The sequence below is a fragment of the Thermaurantiacus tibetensis genome (assembly GCF_015354055.1).
Taxonomy (GTDB): domain Bacteria; phylum Pseudomonadota; class Alphaproteobacteria; order Sphingomonadales; family Sphingomonadaceae; genus Thermaurantiacus; species Thermaurantiacus tibetensis.
Genome location: NZ_JACHTM010000001.1, coordinates 587,658 through 602,681, shown reverse-complemented (window position 1 = coordinate 602,681; position 15,024 = coordinate 587,658). Strand labels below are relative to the sequence as shown.

The following is a 15,024-nucleotide window of genomic DNA, read 5'->3' as shown; positions in this document are numbered from 1 at the left end:
GCAGCCGATGCCCCGGCCCGGAACGGGCGGGACAAACGCAACCATTGCTTGGGAAAGGATGGATCATGCGCACTGCCTTCGACTTCACGCCCCTGCTCCGGTCGTCGATCGGGTTTGAGAACCTCAATCGGCTTCTCGACATCGCGACCCGGATGACCGACGCCGACGCGGCGTTTCCGCCCTACAACATCGAGAAGCTCGGCGAGGACCGCTACCGCATCACCATGGCGGTGGCCGGCTTCGACCGCTCGGAACTCGACATCACCGTCCAGGAGAACAGCCTGGTGGTCTCGGGCCGCGCGGCCGAGGATGACAAGGCCGAGGGCCGCACCTTCCTGCACCGCGGCATCGCCAAGCGCGCGTTCGAGCGCCGCTTCCAGCTTGCCGACGTGATCAAGGTGACGGGTGCGACCTACGAGAACGGCCTGCTCAACATCGAGCTGGTCCGCGAGGTGCCCGAGCACAAGAAGCCGCGCAAGGTCGAGATCGGCGCTGCCGCGCCCGCCCTCGAGGGCGAGAAGGCCGCGGCCTGACGCGGGATCTTCCGGGCGCACGCCTGAGGCAGGGGCCGGCCTGAGCGCCGGCCCCTTTCGTTCGCAGCCCACGCCCGCTAGGCCTGTGCACCGGGAGGGCGCGATGGGCTACCGGATCGAGACGGCGAAGGCGGACCTTACCCGCCACCGCGTGCGGGAGGAACGGCTGGAGCCGGCCGAGGGCGAGGCGATCGCCCGGGTCGACCTCGCGGCGGTCACCGCCAACAACGTCACCTACGCCGTCCACCACGGCCCGCCGCTTTTCTACGGCGCCTTCTTCCCGGCCGCGGAGCCGGACTGGCTCGTCGTGCCGCTCTGGGGCTTCGGAACGGTGGTCGCCTCGCGCGCACCGGGCGTCGAGGAAGGCACGCGCGTCTACGGCTACTGGCCCTCGGCCTCGCACCTTCGGCTGGTGCCGAGGGCGCGCGACGGCGGCGGCTTCACCGACATGGCCGCGCACCGCCAGCCCATGGCCGCCGTCTACAACGGCTACGTGCCGGCCGCGGCCGCGGCGCCAACCCCCGCCGACGAGCCGATGGCGGCGCTGTTCCGGCCGCTGTTCGGAACCGCCTTTGCCCTCGACGCAGCGCTGGCCGGCGGCGCCGAGGCCGGGCCAGACACCTTCATCTTCACGAGCGCCTCGTCCAAGACCGCGCTCGGCACCGCCTGGTGCCTGCGCAAGCGCGGCGGGCATCAGGTCATCGGCCTCACCTCGCCCCGCGCCCGCGCCTTCGTCGAGGGCACCGGGCTCTACGACTCCGTGCTCACCTACGAGGCCCTGGACGAGCTTCCGGCCGATCTCCCGGCCACGCTCGTCGACTTCGCCGGGAATGGCGCCATCGTCCAGCGCCTCCACCGCCATCTCCGAAGACTTGCCGCCAGCCACATCGTCGGCGACACGCACTGGCAGGCGCCGCCCGCCGCCGACCTTCCCGGGCCGAAGCCGGCGCTCTTCTTCGCGCCCGCCGTCATGGCGGAGATGTCAGGCCGCATGGGCCCGGGCGGCTTCCAGGCGGCGCTTGCCGAGCGGATGGCGGCCTTCCTGGCCGACGCCAGCCGGTGGCTCGAAGTCCGCACGTTCGAGGGGCCGGACGGGTTCGCCGCCGCCTTCGACCTGCTGGTCGAAGGACGCGCCGACCCGGCCGTCGGCGCCGTCTGGCAGCCCTGACCCGCCCGCGCCCGCTCCCCCCGCCTTCCCCGGGGCGAGCAGCGCGGGGAGCCCGCCCTACGGGGTCAGCAGAAGTCGCGTTGCTCGACGGTCTTCCCGTCGCGCACGGTCTGGAGGATGGTCTCCTCCATCCCGATGCGCGCCCCGCCCCTGGGCGTGACCTCGATCTCCCGGGAGAGGATGAACTGGTTGCCGTTCACGAACGGGCCGTCGATCCCCGAGTCGTGAACCTCGTGGTTCTCCGCCCACCAGCGCGCCGTTTCCCGCCTCCCTCCCTTCCCGTGGGTCTCGGCGTCGTCTCCGGGCGCTGCCTCGTCGGTCGCGATGTCACCGGCCCAGTCGGTCTCGGCAGCGTCCTCGAGCCGCCCTTCGGCGCAGAGGTCCGTGAAGTGCTCGGCGATCTCGAGCACGTCCAGCCCGCCCTTCCCGTGCAGCGGGGGTTGCGCAGCAGGCCTCCGCGCCAGGCCGATGAGGGAGTCAGCCGCGGCCGACCGGCCGCCGCTCCACCGAAAAGCGCTTCAGCTGCTCGATCGGCTCCTCCCAGCCGGGCTTTGCAGCCGCCGCGGCCTGATAGTCCTCGTAGGCCGCGCGGATGTTCCCCAGCATCTCGTGGACGATCGCGCGCGTGTAGTAGGCAACCTCTGGCCGCGCGGGCTTGAGCGAGAGGCCGGTCGAGAGGGCCTCGAGGGCCTCGCGGTCCGCCCCGCCGCGGTAGAGGAGCGCGATCCCGCGGTTGACGTGCGCCTCGGCGAGCTTCGGGTCGATCCGGAGCGCCGCGTCATAGTCGGCGAGCGCGCGGTCCATGTCGCGCGCCTGCATGTGGATGATGCCCCGGTTGACGAGGGTGGCCGCCCGGTCCCGGCGGCTCAGCGTCTCCTGCTGCAACGCCCGCGTGCAGACGTCGAGGCTCATCCCCGTCTCACGCCGGAACTCCGCGGCGAGATAGCATTCCCGGCCGAGGCCGCCGCCGATGACGGTGACCGACGCCTCCGCCGCAATCGCCGTGGCTGCCAGCAGCACCGCGCCTGCCAGATGCCCGCGCATTCCCGCCTCCACTCTCCTTCCGCGTGTCCGGAACCTAGCACGGCACCCCGTCGCGATTAAGCGGGAAGGATGGTCACATGCCCCATCTTGCGCCCCGGGAGGGCCGCGCGCTTGCCGTAGAGGTGCAGGTGGGCGTGGGGGTCGCAGAGGTGCCGGTGCGCGTCGCTCGCCGCATCACCCAGGAGGTTGTGCATGATGGCGACGGAGGCGAGCATGCGCGGCGAGCCGAGCGGCAGGCCGGCAATCGCGCGGATGTGCTGCTCGAACTGGCAGGTTTCCGCCCCCTCGATCGTCCAGTGGCCGCTGTTGTGCACCCTTGGGGCCATCTCGTTGAAGACTGCACCCCCATCCGTGGCGAAGAACTCGCAGGCGAGCACGCCGACGTAGCCGAGCGCATCGGCGACGCGGACGACGAGGCCGGTCGCCTCGGCGACGAGTGCAGGGGACAGGTCGGGCGCCGGCGCCCGGCTTTCGGCCAGGATCCCGCCCTCGTGGCGGTTGGCGATCGGCACATAGTGCGCCTCGCCGCCGTCGATGCCCCGGGCAAGGATGATCGAGAACTCCGAGCGGAAGGGCACCACCTCCTCGAGGACGAGCTCCCGCCTGCCCAGCGCGGTCAAGGCGCGCTCCGCATCGTCTGGACAGTCGATGCGCTCTTGCCCCTTGCCATCATAGCCCAGACGGCGAGTCTTGAGGATCGCCGGCACCCCCAGCCGCGCGAGCGCGGCGGCCAGCGACGCCTCGTCGTCGACCGGCGCGTAACGGGCCGGCGTACCGCCGAGCCCCTCGACGAACCGCTTCTCCAGCAGCCGGTCCTGGGCAACCGCGAAGGCGCGCGCACCAGGGCGGACGGGAACCAGCGTCTCGAGCAGTTCAAGCGCCTGCGCAGGGACGTTCTCGAACTCGCAGGTGACGACATCGACGGCGCCCGCGAAGCGCCGGAGTGCGGCCTCGTCAGCGTAAGAGGCGGTCGTCGCCTCGGTCGCGACCTCCGCGGCCGGCTGCTCCGCGTCAGGGGCGAAGATGTGGGTGCGGTAGCCCATCTGCGCTGCCGCGATGGCGAGCATCCGGCCGAGCTGGCCCCCGCCGAGGATGCCGATCGTGCGCCCCGGCGGAATCACGGCAGCTCGGGCACCGCGGCCGTCTGCGCAGCGCGGAAGGCCTCAAGCCTGTCGGCGAGCGCGGGGTCGGAAAGCGCGAGGATGGCGGCCGCAAGCAGCGCCGCGTTCCGGGCACCCGCCTCGCCGATCGCGAGCGTGCCGACCGGCACCCCGCCCGGCATCTGGACGATCGAGAGGAGCGAATCGACTCCGCCGAGCGCTGCCGAGCGGACCGGCACGCCAAGCACGGGAAGCCGGGTGAGACTTGCGACCATGCCCGGGAGGTGCGCCGCCCCCCCTGCCCCGGCAATCAGAACCTTGAGCCCGCGCGCCGCCGCCCCCTCGGCATAGGCCAGCATCCGCCGCGGCGTGCGGTGGGCCGAGACCACGCGCACCTCGTGGGGCACCTCGAGCGCCGCGAGCGTTTCGGCGGCGTGCCGCATGGTCTCCCAGTCGGAGACCGAACCCATGATGACGCCCACGTCGGCCATGAAGCCGAGGGGCCTAGCGGCAAGCGGCGCGCAAGGGAAGGCGCCGCCCTGCGGCCGGAGGCTCAGTCGTGCGAGAGGAACCGCCGCGCGCGGGCGGCAAGCGTCTCGTCGAGCTCGTAGACGATCGGGGTTCCGGTCGGGATCTCGAACGCCACGATCTCCTCGTCGGAAAGGCGGGAGAGATGCTTGACGAGCCCGCGCAGCGAATTGCCGTGGGCCGTCACCAGCACCCGCTCGCCGCTCCTGAGCGCAGGGGCAATCGCCTCCTCGAACCACGGCAGAGTGCGGGCGATGGTGTCCTTGAGGCTCTCGGCCCGCGGCACCGCGACCCCGGCGTAGCGCCGGTCGGCCGAGACATCCCAGGGGCTTCCCGGCTCCATCGGCGGCGGCGGCACCGCGTAGGACCGGCGCCAGATCCGTACCTGCTCCTCGCCATGGCGCGCGGCGGTCTCCGCCTTGTCGAGCCCGGTCAGCGCCCCATAGTGGCGCTCGTTGAGGCGCCAGTGCTTCTGGACCGGAAGCCACAGCCGGCCCATTTCCTCGAGCGCGAGGTGGAGCGTCTTGATCGCGCGGGTCTGGACGCTGGTGAAGCAGCGGTCGAAGTCGAGCCCTGCGCGAAGCATCGCCTGCCCCGCGGCACGCGCTTCGGCCACGCCCTGCCCGGTCAGGTCCACGTCCCACCAGCCGGTGAAGCGGTTCTCGAGGTTCCAGGCGCTCTGGCCGTGGCGCAGCAGCACGAGCGTGGGCATGGGCGGTCTCCGGCTTGCCTTCGGGATCAGGGAGTGACGAACAGGTCGGCGAGCGCGGCAAGACAGGCACGTGCCAGCGCCTTCGACCGCTCGGGCGACCATTGCGTCGCGGGCGTCGGGCGGTCGGCGCAGTCCTTGAAGGGCATCTCGAGCGTGGCGGCCACGCAGCCGAAGCGGGCGGCGAGCTGGTTCGTCGACATGGCAAGGTTGGCCTTGCCCGGCGCCGAGGGCGGATAGCCCACCCGGGTCTGGAAGTCCGGGCTGTGGGCGAGGAGCAGGGTCTTGAAGCGTTCGAGGCCGTCGAGCTGCGCGCCCGTCACGCCGGGCACGCCCTCGAACCCGGCGATGAACACGTGCGGCAGCGCCTCATCTCCATGCACGTCGAGCGCGAAGTCGACGCCCGTTGCATCCATGGCGTTGCGGACGGCGAGCACCTCGGGCGAGCGCGTGGCCGTCGGCTCGGCCCATTCGCGGTTGAGGTTGGCCCCTGCCGCGTTGGTGCGCAGATAGCCGCGAAACGCACCGTCGGGGTTCATGTTGGGCACGAGGTGGAGCCGCGCGGCAGCCCTGAGCCGCTCTCCGGGCGCGAAGACAGGGTCGGCAAGCGCGTCGAGCGCACCTTCCATCCACCAGGCGGCCATGGTCTCGCCGGGGTGCTGGCGGGCGTAGATCCAGACCTGGCGCGGCCCCTCGCCGACTTCGAGGCAGTCGATGGGTCGGCCCTCGACGCTGGTGCCCAGCACCTGCGCACGGAACCCGGGCGCAAGGGCCATCCGGGAAACGAGATCATGCTGACGCTCGAGCGGATAGGGGGCGAAATAGGCCACCCAGAGATGGTCCGAGGCGGGGATCACGCGGATGGTGAGCGTGCCCTCCTCCTCCTCGGGGTCGAACCGGGTGTCGGCCGCCCGCCACGCCACCCGGTCTTCCGAAACGCGGGCCGCGTAGCCCGGCCAGCCCAGCGGATAGGCCGAACGGTTGAGACCGGTGATCCGGAGCACGGCCTCCGCGCCCCGCGCGCCGGACAGCCGGAAATGGAACCACTGGAAGAACTCGCCCCCCGCATCACGGGCGATGCCGAGGGTGAACGCGGCGGGGCCATCCTGCCGGATGACGCGGATGTTCCCCGAATCGAACGCGCTCGAGATCGTCGCCGGCATGGCGCGCGGCTAGCAGCAGCGCGCCTACTTCGCCACCCAGCGCACCGTCCGGCCCGACTGGCCAGGGTAGCCGGAGAGCAGCGCGCGGGCGAGAAGCGCCGCGGCAGACCCGGCATCCGGTCCCGACTGGGTCGCGCGGGCCCGTCCCTCCCAGAGCACCTGGCCATCGGCCCGCCGGCGCAGCACCAGCTGCATTTCCGAGTCCCGTATCTGGCTGGTGCCGCCGCCCACGGGGAAGCTGACCCCGCCTCCCACCGAGACGTTGCCGCCGGTTGCCCCGCCGATCCCGACCGAGATCGGCGAGCGCCGACGCCGCTCGCTCACCTGGCTTTCCACCTTCACGTAGGCGAGGACCTCGGCCGTCTCCGCCGGGGCCGGGCGGAAGCCCGCGGCAGCCAGTTCCTTCAGCACCGCATCCGCCTGCGCGCGGAAGGCAAGCGTCTGCTCCTCGGCCGGGTCGAGCGCCCTCACCGCCACCGTCGTCGCCGACGGCGCCGCACCGAGGTGGAATCGGGTGACGTTCGCCTCGAAGCGGTTCGAGGCACAGGCCGCGACGAGGAGGGCGAGGAGGAGCGGGACGAGCCGGATCATGGCCCGCCCCTAGCCGGTTCGGAGGGTCCCGTCACCCGCCGGCGTTGACTTGGCGCCCCCCGCCCGCTAACGGGCCGCGCTTCCCGGCGCGGCCGGCATCCAAAGGTCCAGGCTCATGAAGATTCGCAACAGCCTCAAGTCGCTGAAGGCGCGGCACCGCGACAACCGCGTCATCCGCCGGCGCGGCCGCACCTACGTCATCAACAAGACGAACAAGCGCTTCAAGGCCCGCCAGGGCTGACTTTTCGCCCCTGGTCGAGCCGCGGAGGACCAGGCCATGGAGCGAGGCCGCCTGCGGGCTGTCGTCTTCGACGTCGGCCACGTCCTCTACGAATGGGACATCCGCCACCTCTACGCCAGGCTCATTCCAGATCCGGCCCGGCTCGAGTGGTTCCTCGCCAACGTCGTCACGCGCGCCTGGCACTTCCAGCATGACGCCGGCCGCCCCTTCGCCGAGACCAGCGCCGAGCTCATCGCCCGCTTCCCCGACGAGGCCGACCTGATCCGCGCCTACGGGCCGCGCTGGCTCGAGACCATTCCGGGCCCCGTGCCCGGCAGCCTGGAGCTGGTTGCCCGCCTTGCCGACCAGGGCGTGCCGCTGTTCGCCATTACCAACTTCGCGGCCGAATTCTGGGCCATGTTCCGGCCGACGGCACCGGTCTTCGACCGCTTCACCGACATCATCGTCTCGGGCGAGGAGCGGCTCATGAAGCCGGACCCGGCCATCTTCGCGCTCGCCCGCAAGCGCTTCGGCCTTGGCGATGGCGAGGCCCTGTTCGTCGATGACCAGCCGGCCAACGTGGCAGCGGCAGAAGCCGCAGGCTGGCTCGGCCACCGCTTCGAGAGCGCCGAACGCCTGGCCGCCGACCTCAGCCGTCTCGGTCTTCTGGCAGAGGAGGGAGCACCTGCCGCCACGCGGTGACGGCAACGCTCTGGAACAGCCCGGCCTTGGCGTAAGGGTCCTCGGCGGCGAAGGCCACCGCCGAGCGATAGTCCGGAAACTCCATGAGGAGCATCGAGCCGATGGGCTCGCCCGCCTCGTCGAGCAGCGGGCCCGCGACCACCACCTGCGAGAGCTTCGCCTTCACGTAGGCAAGGTGCTCCGGCCGGGTCTTGGCCCGCAGCGCCTGCTGCATGGGCTTGTCGATGCAGTGAATCGCGTAGGTCGGCACGAAGCGACCCTAGACTGGCGCGGAGGGCCGGTCCAGCAGCGGCATGCAGAGCCCATCACGGGCAAGGCCGCTTGACCTTCCCCCGGCGCACCGCTACCGGCGCGTGCTCGCCCGGGCGGCCAGCGCCGCGCCGGCCCACCCGTTTCGAGGATCGAACATGTCGCGCATCTGCGAACTGACCGGCAAGGGCCGCCAGATCGGCCACAACGTCAGCCACGCCAACAACAAGACCAAGCGCACGTTCCTGCCGAACCTCCAGAACGTCAGCCTGATGTCGGAGACGCTCGGTCGGCGCATCCGCTTCCGCGTGTCGATGAACGGGCTGCGCTCGGTGGAGCATGTCGGCGGGCTCGATGCCTGGCTGCTCAAGACCCGCGATTCCGACCTCTCGCTCAAGGCCCGCCGGCTGAAGCGCGAGCTGCAGAAGAAGGCGGCCGAGCGCGCGAACGCCTAGCCCGGCCCCGCCTCCTCGGCGGGCAGCAGCTCGAACTTGAGAAAAAGCGTCCGCTGCGCGGGCAGGAAATTGTCGTCCGACACGAGGTAGAGGAAGGTCCGGCCGCCTTCGTTCCGGAGGGCAAGCCCCTCGAAGTTCTCAACCAGGAGCGGCGGCGCGAAGCGGGCAATCTCGGTGCGCGCAAGGCTGCCGTCGCCGGCATCGGTGAGCAGGCTCACGGTCACGAGCAGCCCGCGCGGCCAGGGCGGGCGGCGCTGCAGCACGAGGTGCTTGCCCGGCGCAAGCTCGGCACTGGCGGTGGCAAGCAGCCCTTCCGGCGCCGGATAGCGCAGCGGGGCTGCCGCCCCGCCCCGCAGCCGGAGCGCCGCCATCTCCCCCTTGGCCCCCTCTTCCGCCGGCGTGCCTTCGGCGAGGAGCAGGATGCCATTCCCGTCGGGCGCCGCGGCCTCAACCCCCTTGTTCGAGGTCCAGCGCCGGATGCCCTCCGGCCGGTCGACGCCATGGGCGGGCGTCTCGAGGCTTTCGGGTGCGCAGGCCGACACGCCCCGGTAGCGCTGGGCGCGGTGGTCGAGCTCGAACCAGACCATGGTCTCGCCTGTCGCCGGATCGCGCATGACCGCCTCGGCGTCGGCATGATACTTGCGGTCCGCCCGCCGGCCGTATGCGTCGCGGATGGGCGCGATCCAGCCCTGACGCACGCCCACCAGCCTGTCGCCCGCCTCCTCGGGCACGAGGATGACCCAGCTTGCAGCATCGGTCACGGCCAGCAGGCGGCCGCACGCTGGCTCCCAGAGCAGGCTCGAGAGGCCGCCGAAGCCCTTGTCGGGCGCGCTGAGCGCAAGGCCGCCCAGGAAGCGCAGCCGGCCCACCCGGTCCCGGGCCGGTTCGGCCGCGTCGAGCAGGACTGGCGCGGACGCAATGGCAAGCGGGCGCAGCGCACCGGGGCCGATCGGCGGACCGACGAGATAGGTGGCATAGGCCGCGCCTGCGGCGAACGCGGCAAGACTCGCTGCCGCCGCAAGAAGCTTCAGGCCGAACGTCACCCGAGCGGTCTTGAAAGCGTCGCCACGAAGAAGCCGTCGCCGGGGCCGGAGCCGGGGAGCAGCCGCTCGACCCGCTCGATCTCCACGCCGAGTTCGGGCGCGATGGCGACCACCTCTTCCCCTTCCTCCGGCTCGAGCGAGCAGACCGCATAGACGAGTCGCCCGCCGGGCGCGAGCCAGCCGCATGCGCGGGCAAGGAGGCGGCGCTGCAGCTCGGCCAGCGCCGGAAGGTCGCGCGGGTGGCGGCGCGCCAGCACCTCCGGGTTGCGGCGGAAGGTGCCGGTTGCCGAGCAGGGCGCATCGAGGAGGATGCGCGCAAACGGGGCCTCCGGTTCCCAGTCGAGCAGGTCGGCCACCACCGTCGCAGCGGCAAGGCCGGTGCGGGCGAGGTGGCCGGCAAGCCGCTCCATGCGCGGCGCGGAGCGGTCGACCGCGGTGACCGCTGCGCCCGCCGCCGCCAGCTGAAGCGTCTTCCCGCCCGGTGCCGCGCAGAGGTCGAGCACCCGTTCGCCCTTCACCGGCCCGAGCCGGGCCGCGACCTGCCGCGAGGCGAGATCCTGCACCCAGAAACGGCCCTCCCCAAAGCCCGGGAGCAACTCGACCCGGTGCGAGCCGGCAAGCCGCACGTGCCCGGGCTCGGCCGACGCGCCTCCGAGCCGCTCGCAGACTTCTGCCGTCTCTGCCGGGTCGCGCAGCGACAGATCGAGCGGCGGAATCTCGCCGAGGGCGGCACGGAAGGCCTCGACCGTCTCGGCCCCGAACACGGACTGCCAACGGGACGCCCAGGGTTCGGGCAGTTTCGGCAGGGCGGGCAGCGCTGCCCGCTCCCGGTCCAGCCGGGCAAGCACGGCATGGACGAGCCGGCGCGGCCCGCGCTCGAGGAGCGGCAGCGCAGTGGCCACCGTGGCGTGCATCGGCGTGCCGAGGCACAGGCGGCCGGCAAGCGCCACCCGCAGCACCTGGCGTGCGCGGGCATCGCCCGGGAGCGGGCGTGGCGAGGCGGAGTCGATCAGCCGGTCGAGATCGACCCGCCAGCGCAGCGCCTGGGAAACGAGGGCGTGCGCCAGCGCCCGATCGGAGGCTTCAAGCCCCTCCGCCCGCCGCGGGAACGCGTCATCGAGGCTGCGGCCGAGCGTCAGCACCTCATGCAGGAGATGGACGGCAACGGCGCGGGGGGCCAAGCCGGGCGTGGCAAGGCGTGCATCGGGTCTCGCCGCGCCGGCCCGGGCCGGCTCGCTCGGCGCCAAGCGCCCTCAGGAGCCCGAGCGGGGAATGCCGAGCGCGCTCGGCGGCCGGCGGCGCGGCCAAGGCTCTGCCTGCGCGCCCAGGCCCGAACCGCCCGCGTTCGCCATGGCCTCGAGCGCGGCGATCCGGTTCTCGGGCGCCGGGTGGGTCGAGAACAGGCTGTCCGCCACCCCGCCGATGCCGGGCTTCACGATGTAGAGGTGCGCGGTCGCCGGGTTGCGGGCCGCCACCGGGTTGGGGATGCGCGCGGCCGCCTGCGAGAGCTTGGCCAGGGCGCTCGCGAGCTTCAACGGCTTGCCAGAGATCTCGGCGGCTGCGGCATCCGCGCCATATTCGCGCGTGCGGCTGATTGCCATCTGCACCAGCGCTGCGGCAATCGGCGCCAGCACAAGCGCGGCGATGGCCACGATGGGGTTCCGGTTCTGGTCGTTGCCGGAGAAGAGCGCCATGTTGCCCAGCATCGAGATGGCCCCCGCAATCGTCGCCGTCACCGTCATGATGAGCGTGTCGCGGTTGCGGATGTGGCCGAGCTCGTGCGCCATCACCGCCTCGATCTCGTCCCGGTCGAGCATCTGGAGAAGGCCGGTGGTCGCAGCCACCGCGGCATTCTCGGGGTTGCGCCCCGTGGCGAAGGCGTTGGGCTGCGCCTGATCGACGAGATAGACCTTCGGCACCGGCATCCCGGCGTTACGGGCCAGCGCAGCCACCATGCGGTGGAGCGGGTGGTCAGGACCCACTTCGCGCGCACCGTGCATGCGCAGCACGAGCTTGTCGGCGTTCCAGTAGGCAAACGCGTTCATGGCGGCCGCGATCACGAGCGCAACGAGCGCGCCGCTCCGGCCGCCGACGAGGAAGCCGAGGCCCATGAAGAGCGCAACGAGCGCTGCCATCAGCATGAAGGTGCGGGTGCGGTTCATGGCCCCGAAGGTAGGCCGCAGGAGCCGGATTTCAACGGCGTTGCCCTCCGCCCAGGAACAGGCCGATGCGGCGGAAGTGCGTCTCGGGAAAGAGCCGGACCATCCAGTCGATGAACCGCGCGTCAGGGCCGATGAGGATCCGGTGGCGCCGCTCTTCCATCCCGCGGACGATGGCTTCGGCCGCTGCCTCGGGCGTGGTGCGGGCAGCCTTCTCGAACTCGGCCGCCGCGTCGAGGTCCGCCGGCGTTCCGGGAAGGCGGGCGATCTGCTTGGCGTTGCGCGCCACCCGGGTCTTCACCCCGCCGGGGTGCACGCGGATGACGGCGATGCCCGGGTCGGTCACTGCGAGCTCGAGGGCGAGCGCCTCGGTAAAGCCGCGCACCGCGAACTTGGACGCGTTGTAGGCGCTCTGGGTGGGGTAGCCCATCATGCCGAAGACGGAGGAGATGTTGACGATCCAGCCGCTGCCCCGGGCCCGCAGGTGGGGGAGCGCGAGCCGCGTGCCTTCCACCACGGCCGTGAAGTTGACGGCCATCACCCGGTCGAAGTCCTCCCGCGGGCAGTCCGCGAAGGGTGCCACCACCGAAAGCCCCGCATTGTTGATGATGCCGTCGAGCCCGTTCCACTCGGCCGCTGCCGCCTCGACGAAGGCGGCGAGCGCCGCGTGGTCGGTCACGTCGAAGGCGCGGGTGATGGCGGGGAAGTTGCCGAGCAGCCGCGCCGTCTCGGCGAGGCCCTCCGCGTCCCGGTCGGCGAGCGCGAGCCGCGCGCCGCGCCGGGCGAGCGCAAGCGCAAGCGCGCGGCCGATGCCGCTTGCCGCGCCGGTGACCGCGATCACCCTGCCGTCGAGATCCGCCATTCCCCCTCGCGCCTCCCCGGAGCGCCGCTTGCGCCTCTTGCCCATGCTTCCTAGGTGGGGCGCATGACCGAATGCAACCCGGCACCGAAGCCAGAGCCGGAGGGCGGGCCTGCGCCGGACACCCCGGCCGGCGGGCAGGCGCCCGTGCCGGAAGTGGGCGGCCGCGGCGGGCCTGAGCCCACCCGCTACGGGGACTGGGAGGTCGGCGGCATCTGCACCGACTTCTGAGCCAGACCGGCTCTCCGGCAAGCGGGGCCGCGCCCCGCGCCGGTCTTTATCCCGACTTGGGCCGCTCCGACTCCCGGGCAAGCGTGGACCGCGCCCGGGCAAGGCGCGCGAGGGCCGCGTCGATGGTGGCCGGCGCCTTGGCATGACAGAAGCGCAGCACATGGCCCGGCGGCTCCGGGCCAGTGAAGAAGGCGGAGACCGGCACGCTCGCCACCCCATGCGCCTCGACGAGCAGGCGGGCGGCCGCGCGGTCGTCGAGCGCAATCCCGGAGGCCCGGAGGTCGACGCAGAGGAACCATGTGGCGTCCGACGGCAGCACGGCCCAGCCCGCCGCAGCAAGACCTTCCGCGAGCCGCGCCCGGCCGTCTGCCGTCTCGCGCCGCATCGCCTCGAGCCACGCCCGCTCGCGCACGAGCCCCTCGGCGACGGCAAGCTGGAGCGCCGGAGGAGTCGTGAAGGTGAGATACTGGTGGGTGGCGGCAAGCCGGTCGGCGAGCGGCGCGTCGGCGAGCATCCAGCCCACCTTCCAGCCCGTCAGCTGGAAGATCTTGCCGGCCGAGCCGATCTTGACGGTCCGCGCGCGCATGCCGGGAAGACTGGCGACCGAGACATGGGCGGAGCCGACCGGCCGCACCTCCTCCCAAACCTCGTCGGCGATGACGAGAAGGTCGTGCGCGCGGGCGACGGCCGCGATGGCTTCGCGCTCCGCAGCCCCGAGGCGGCGCCCGGTGGGGTTGACGGGATCGTTGAGGACGAGCGCGCGGGTTGCCCCCGAGACGGCACGGCGCAGGGCCTCGGCCGTGACCGTCCAGCCCGGCGGCGCGAGCTGCACCTCGACTGGCCGGCCGCCCGCCCGGCGCACCAGCGGCGCATAGGCATCATAGGCCGGCGCCAGCAGGATCACCTCGTCACCGGGCGCAACCAGGGCGAGGATGGCGGCCGCCAGCGCCTCGGTTGCCCCGCTTGTGACCACGATCTCGGTCTCGGGGTCGAAGGCGAGGCCCTGGGTTTCCGCGTAGAAGCGCGCGAGCGCCTGCCGGAGCTCGGGCACGCCCCGCATCCGCGGGTAGTGGTGCGGCCCGTCTGCCACGAAGCGCGCGGCTGCCTGCCGCACCGAGTCCGGCCCGGCGGCGTCCGGGAAGCCCTGGCCGAGGTTGATCGCGCCGTGGCGGGCGGCGAGCGCCGACATCTCCTCGAAGATGGTGGTCCCGGGCGGGACCGGCCCGCCGGCCGTCACCCCTTGGCAAGCCGCGCGAAGGGCCCCGCTGCGCGCGCCATGGCCGCCGCCTCCTCCTCGCTCATGAGCCGGCGCCGCGCCTCGGCAAGCACCTCGGGCGCAGCGCGCGGGTAGGGATCGAGCGCAAGTCCCAGCGACTGCGCCACCGCCTCGCCCACATCGATCTCCCCGCCCTCGATCGGCAGCACATCGAGCGCCTCGGCCGAGAGCTCGACCTCGGCGTCCGGCTCGGTCGGTGCGGGCACCTCGAAGCGCAGGGCCAGCCGCTCCTCGACGCGCACCGGAACGGGCTCGAGCGAGACGACGCAGCTCTGCACCGCCTCGGCGGCAAGCATTCCGGAGAGGGCCACCCCGCGCGCGTCGCGGGTGAGGAGGAGGTCGGCGGAGAGGCTCTCGAGCGAGAGAAGCCCGAATCGCGCAGCGAGCCGCGCCCGCGCATCCTCCCCGGCCACGAGGAGCAGGGGCGTGCCGGTACGCGCCACCTTCTCGACGGCAACCCGGTGGGAGAATTCGGGCGCGCTCACAGGCCGCGGGCCGCCACCAGGTCGGAAAGCGGCAGACCCCGCAGCCGGGCGACGAGCGCGAGCGCCCAGTCCGCCACGGCCTCGGGGTCCCCGGTGCCGGTGCCGCGGAACAGGTTGCGCGCAAGCGCTGCGGCCAGCGCCTCGCGCGGCTGGTCTGCCGCCAGCGCCTGGCGGTAGGCGCCAAGCCGGCCGCCGAGCGCGCCGATCATGTTGCCCACGTGCTTTCCCACCACCAGGTCGCCGATGCCGAGTTCGCGGACCGAGGCGTCCATGTCGTCGACGAAGCGCTCGGTCAGCCACACGCCTTCCTGCCGCGCGCCCAGCTCCTCGAAGCGGAGCATCACGAGCGAGGCGACGAGGGCCACCATGTCGAACCGGCCGTCGACCGTGTCGGGCACGCCGTGGCGGGCGTAGAGCTCGGGGGTGCGGGCAAGTGCGGTCACCCGCCGCCACAGCGCGGCAAGCGGCGGCTCGCTTGGTCTCAGGAGGCGGGAGAGAAGCGACATCCT

General features: G+C 72.5%; 21 protein-coding genes. 6 read left to right on the top strand and 15 right to left on the bottom strand.

Features of this window, described 5'->3' with window-relative positions; genetic code table 11:
* The first annotated feature begins 65 nt into the window (after positions 1-65).
* Together H3H34_RS03045 and H3H34_RS03040 are read left to right on the top strand one after the other, a co-directional pair.
* A complete protein-coding gene (locus H3H34_RS03045) occupies positions 66-533 on the top strand; it encodes an Hsp20 family protein (protein ID WP_194743755.1) in 468 nt (155 codons plus the stop codon).
* Positions 534-636: 103 nt separating this feature from the next.
* Complete coding sequence (locus H3H34_RS03040) at positions 637-1,701, top strand: DUF2855 family protein (protein WP_194743754.1); 1,065 nt, start codon at positions 637-639, stop codon at positions 1,699-1,701.
* 65 nt (positions 1,702-1,766) lie between these two features.
* On the opposite strand, the gene H3H34_RS03035 is transcribed toward H3H34_RS03040, so the two are convergent.
* From H3H34_RS03035 to H3H34_RS03005, 7 genes are all read right to left on the bottom strand, one after another.
* Positions 1,767-2,111, bottom strand: a complete 345-nt coding sequence (locus tag H3H34_RS03035) for a SnoaL-like domain-containing protein (protein ID WP_194743753.1) — start codon at positions 2,109-2,111, stop codon at positions 1,767-1,769.
* A 67-nt stretch (positions 2,112-2,178) separates the two neighbouring features.
* Entirely contained in the window at positions 2,179-2,745 is a 567-nt protein-coding gene (locus H3H34_RS03030; protein WP_194743752.1) for a tetratricopeptide repeat protein, read from the bottom strand.
* Positions 2,746-2,801: 56 nt separating this feature from the next.
* Positions 2,802-3,866, bottom strand: coding sequence for a 5-(carboxyamino)imidazole ribonucleotide synthase (locus H3H34_RS03025; protein WP_194743751.1), 1,065 nt, complete (start codon positions 3,864-3,866; stop codon positions 2,802-2,804).
* Positions 3,863-4,336 (bottom strand): 5-(carboxyamino)imidazole ribonucleotide mutase, encoded by a 474-nt coding sequence (gene purE, locus H3H34_RS03020; RefSeq protein ID WP_194743750.1) that lies wholly within the window; start codon positions 4,334-4,336, stop codon positions 3,863-3,865. Before purE ends, H3H34_RS03025 begins: the two co-directional genes overlap by 4 nt.
* A 62-nt stretch (positions 4,337-4,398) precedes the next feature.
* Complete coding sequence (gpmA, locus tag H3H34_RS03015) at positions 4,399-5,085, bottom strand: 2,3-diphosphoglycerate-dependent phosphoglycerate mutase (protein ID WP_194743749.1); 687 nt, start codon at positions 5,083-5,085, stop codon at positions 4,399-4,401.
* Positions 5,086-5,111: 26 nt separating this feature from the next.
* Positions 5,112-6,245, bottom strand: a complete 1,134-nt coding sequence (locus H3H34_RS03010; protein WP_194743748.1) for a M14 family metallopeptidase — start codon at positions 6,243-6,245, stop codon at positions 5,112-5,114.
* Between the two features lie 24 nt (positions 6,246-6,269).
* The gene (locus H3H34_RS03005; RefSeq protein WP_194743747.1) at positions 6,270-6,836 is read right to left on the bottom strand and encodes a DUF4136 domain-containing protein; all 567 of its coding nucleotides are present in this window, start codon (positions 6,834-6,836) and stop codon (positions 6,270-6,272) included.
* 115 nt (positions 6,837-6,951) lie between these two features.
* Here H3H34_RS03005 and ykgO point away from each other — a divergent pair, with 115 nt between their 5' ends.
* On the top strand, positions 6,952-7,077 hold the full coding sequence (gene ykgO, locus H3H34_RS03000) for a type B 50S ribosomal protein L36 (protein ID WP_194743746.1): 126 nt from the start codon (positions 6,952-6,954) through the stop codon (positions 7,075-7,077).
* A 36-nt stretch (positions 7,078-7,113) separates the two neighbouring features.
* On the top strand, positions 7,114-7,758 hold the full coding sequence (locus H3H34_RS02995; RefSeq protein WP_194743745.1) for an HAD family hydrolase: 645 nt from the start codon (positions 7,114-7,116) through the stop codon (positions 7,756-7,758).
* Here the strand turns inward: H3H34_RS02995 and H3H34_RS02990 are convergent.
* Positions 7,706-8,008, bottom strand: coding sequence for a YciI family protein (locus tag H3H34_RS02990; protein ID WP_194743744.1), 303 nt, complete (start codon positions 8,006-8,008; stop codon positions 7,706-7,708). The genes H3H34_RS02995 and H3H34_RS02990 overlap by 53 nt on opposite strands.
* 157 nt (positions 8,009-8,165) lie before the next feature.
* On the opposite strand from H3H34_RS02990, the gene rpmB reads away from it, so the two are divergent.
* On the top strand, positions 8,166-8,462 hold the full coding sequence (gene rpmB, locus H3H34_RS02985; RefSeq protein ID WP_194744088.1) for a 50S ribosomal protein L28: 297 nt from the start codon (positions 8,166-8,168) through the stop codon (positions 8,460-8,462).
* On the opposite strand, the gene H3H34_RS02980 is transcribed toward rpmB, so the two are convergent.
* From H3H34_RS02980 to H3H34_RS02965, 4 genes are all read right to left on the bottom strand, one after another.
* Positions 8,459-9,505, bottom strand: a complete 1,047-nt coding sequence (locus H3H34_RS02980; RefSeq protein WP_194743743.1) for an esterase-like activity of phytase family protein — start codon at positions 9,503-9,505, stop codon at positions 8,459-8,461. The two genes, rpmB and H3H34_RS02980, sit on opposite strands and share 4 nt — an antisense overlap.
* Complete coding sequence (locus H3H34_RS02975; RefSeq protein WP_235945250.1) at positions 9,502-10,686, bottom strand: RsmB/NOP family class I SAM-dependent RNA methyltransferase; 1,185 nt, start codon at positions 10,684-10,686, stop codon at positions 9,502-9,504. Before H3H34_RS02975 ends, H3H34_RS02980 begins: the two co-directional genes overlap by 4 nt.
* A gap of 72 nt (positions 10,687-10,758) precedes the next feature.
* Entirely contained in the window at positions 10,759-11,667 is a 909-nt protein-coding gene (locus H3H34_RS02970) for a M48 family metalloprotease (RefSeq protein WP_194743741.1), read from the bottom strand.
* 31 nt (positions 11,668-11,698) lie between these two features.
* Positions 11,699-12,526, bottom strand: a complete 828-nt coding sequence (locus H3H34_RS02965) for an SDR family NAD(P)-dependent oxidoreductase (protein WP_194743740.1) — start codon at positions 12,524-12,526, stop codon at positions 11,699-11,701.
* Between the two features lie 63 nt (positions 12,527-12,589).
* Between H3H34_RS02965 and H3H34_RS02960 the strand changes: the two genes are divergently transcribed.
* Entirely contained in the window at positions 12,590-12,754 is a 165-nt protein-coding gene (locus H3H34_RS02960; RefSeq protein ID WP_194743739.1) for a succinate dehydrogenase assembly factor 4, read from the top strand.
* 46 nt (positions 12,755-12,800) lie between these two features.
* Here H3H34_RS02960 and H3H34_RS02955 read toward each other — a convergent pair whose 3' ends face one another.
* The 3 genes from H3H34_RS02955 to H3H34_RS02945 are packed head-to-tail and all read right to left on the bottom strand — an operon-like array spanning position 12,801 to position 15,021.
* Positions 12,801-13,991: an aminotransferase gene (locus tag H3H34_RS02955; RefSeq protein ID WP_328831069.1), complete on the bottom strand. Its 1,191-nt coding sequence runs from the start codon at positions 13,989-13,991 to the stop codon at positions 12,801-12,803.
* Complete coding sequence (locus H3H34_RS13945) at positions 13,988-14,515, bottom strand: YceD family protein (protein ID WP_194743738.1); 528 nt, start codon at positions 14,513-14,515, stop codon at positions 13,988-13,990. The genes H3H34_RS02955 and H3H34_RS13945 overlap by 4 nt, the downstream gene beginning before the upstream one ends.
* Complete coding sequence (locus H3H34_RS02945) at positions 14,512-15,021, bottom strand: ubiquinol-cytochrome C chaperone family protein (protein WP_194743737.1); 510 nt, start codon at positions 15,019-15,021, stop codon at positions 14,512-14,514. The genes H3H34_RS13945 and H3H34_RS02945 overlap by 4 nt, the downstream gene beginning before the upstream one ends.
* Positions 15,022-15,024 lie beyond the last annotated feature (3 nt).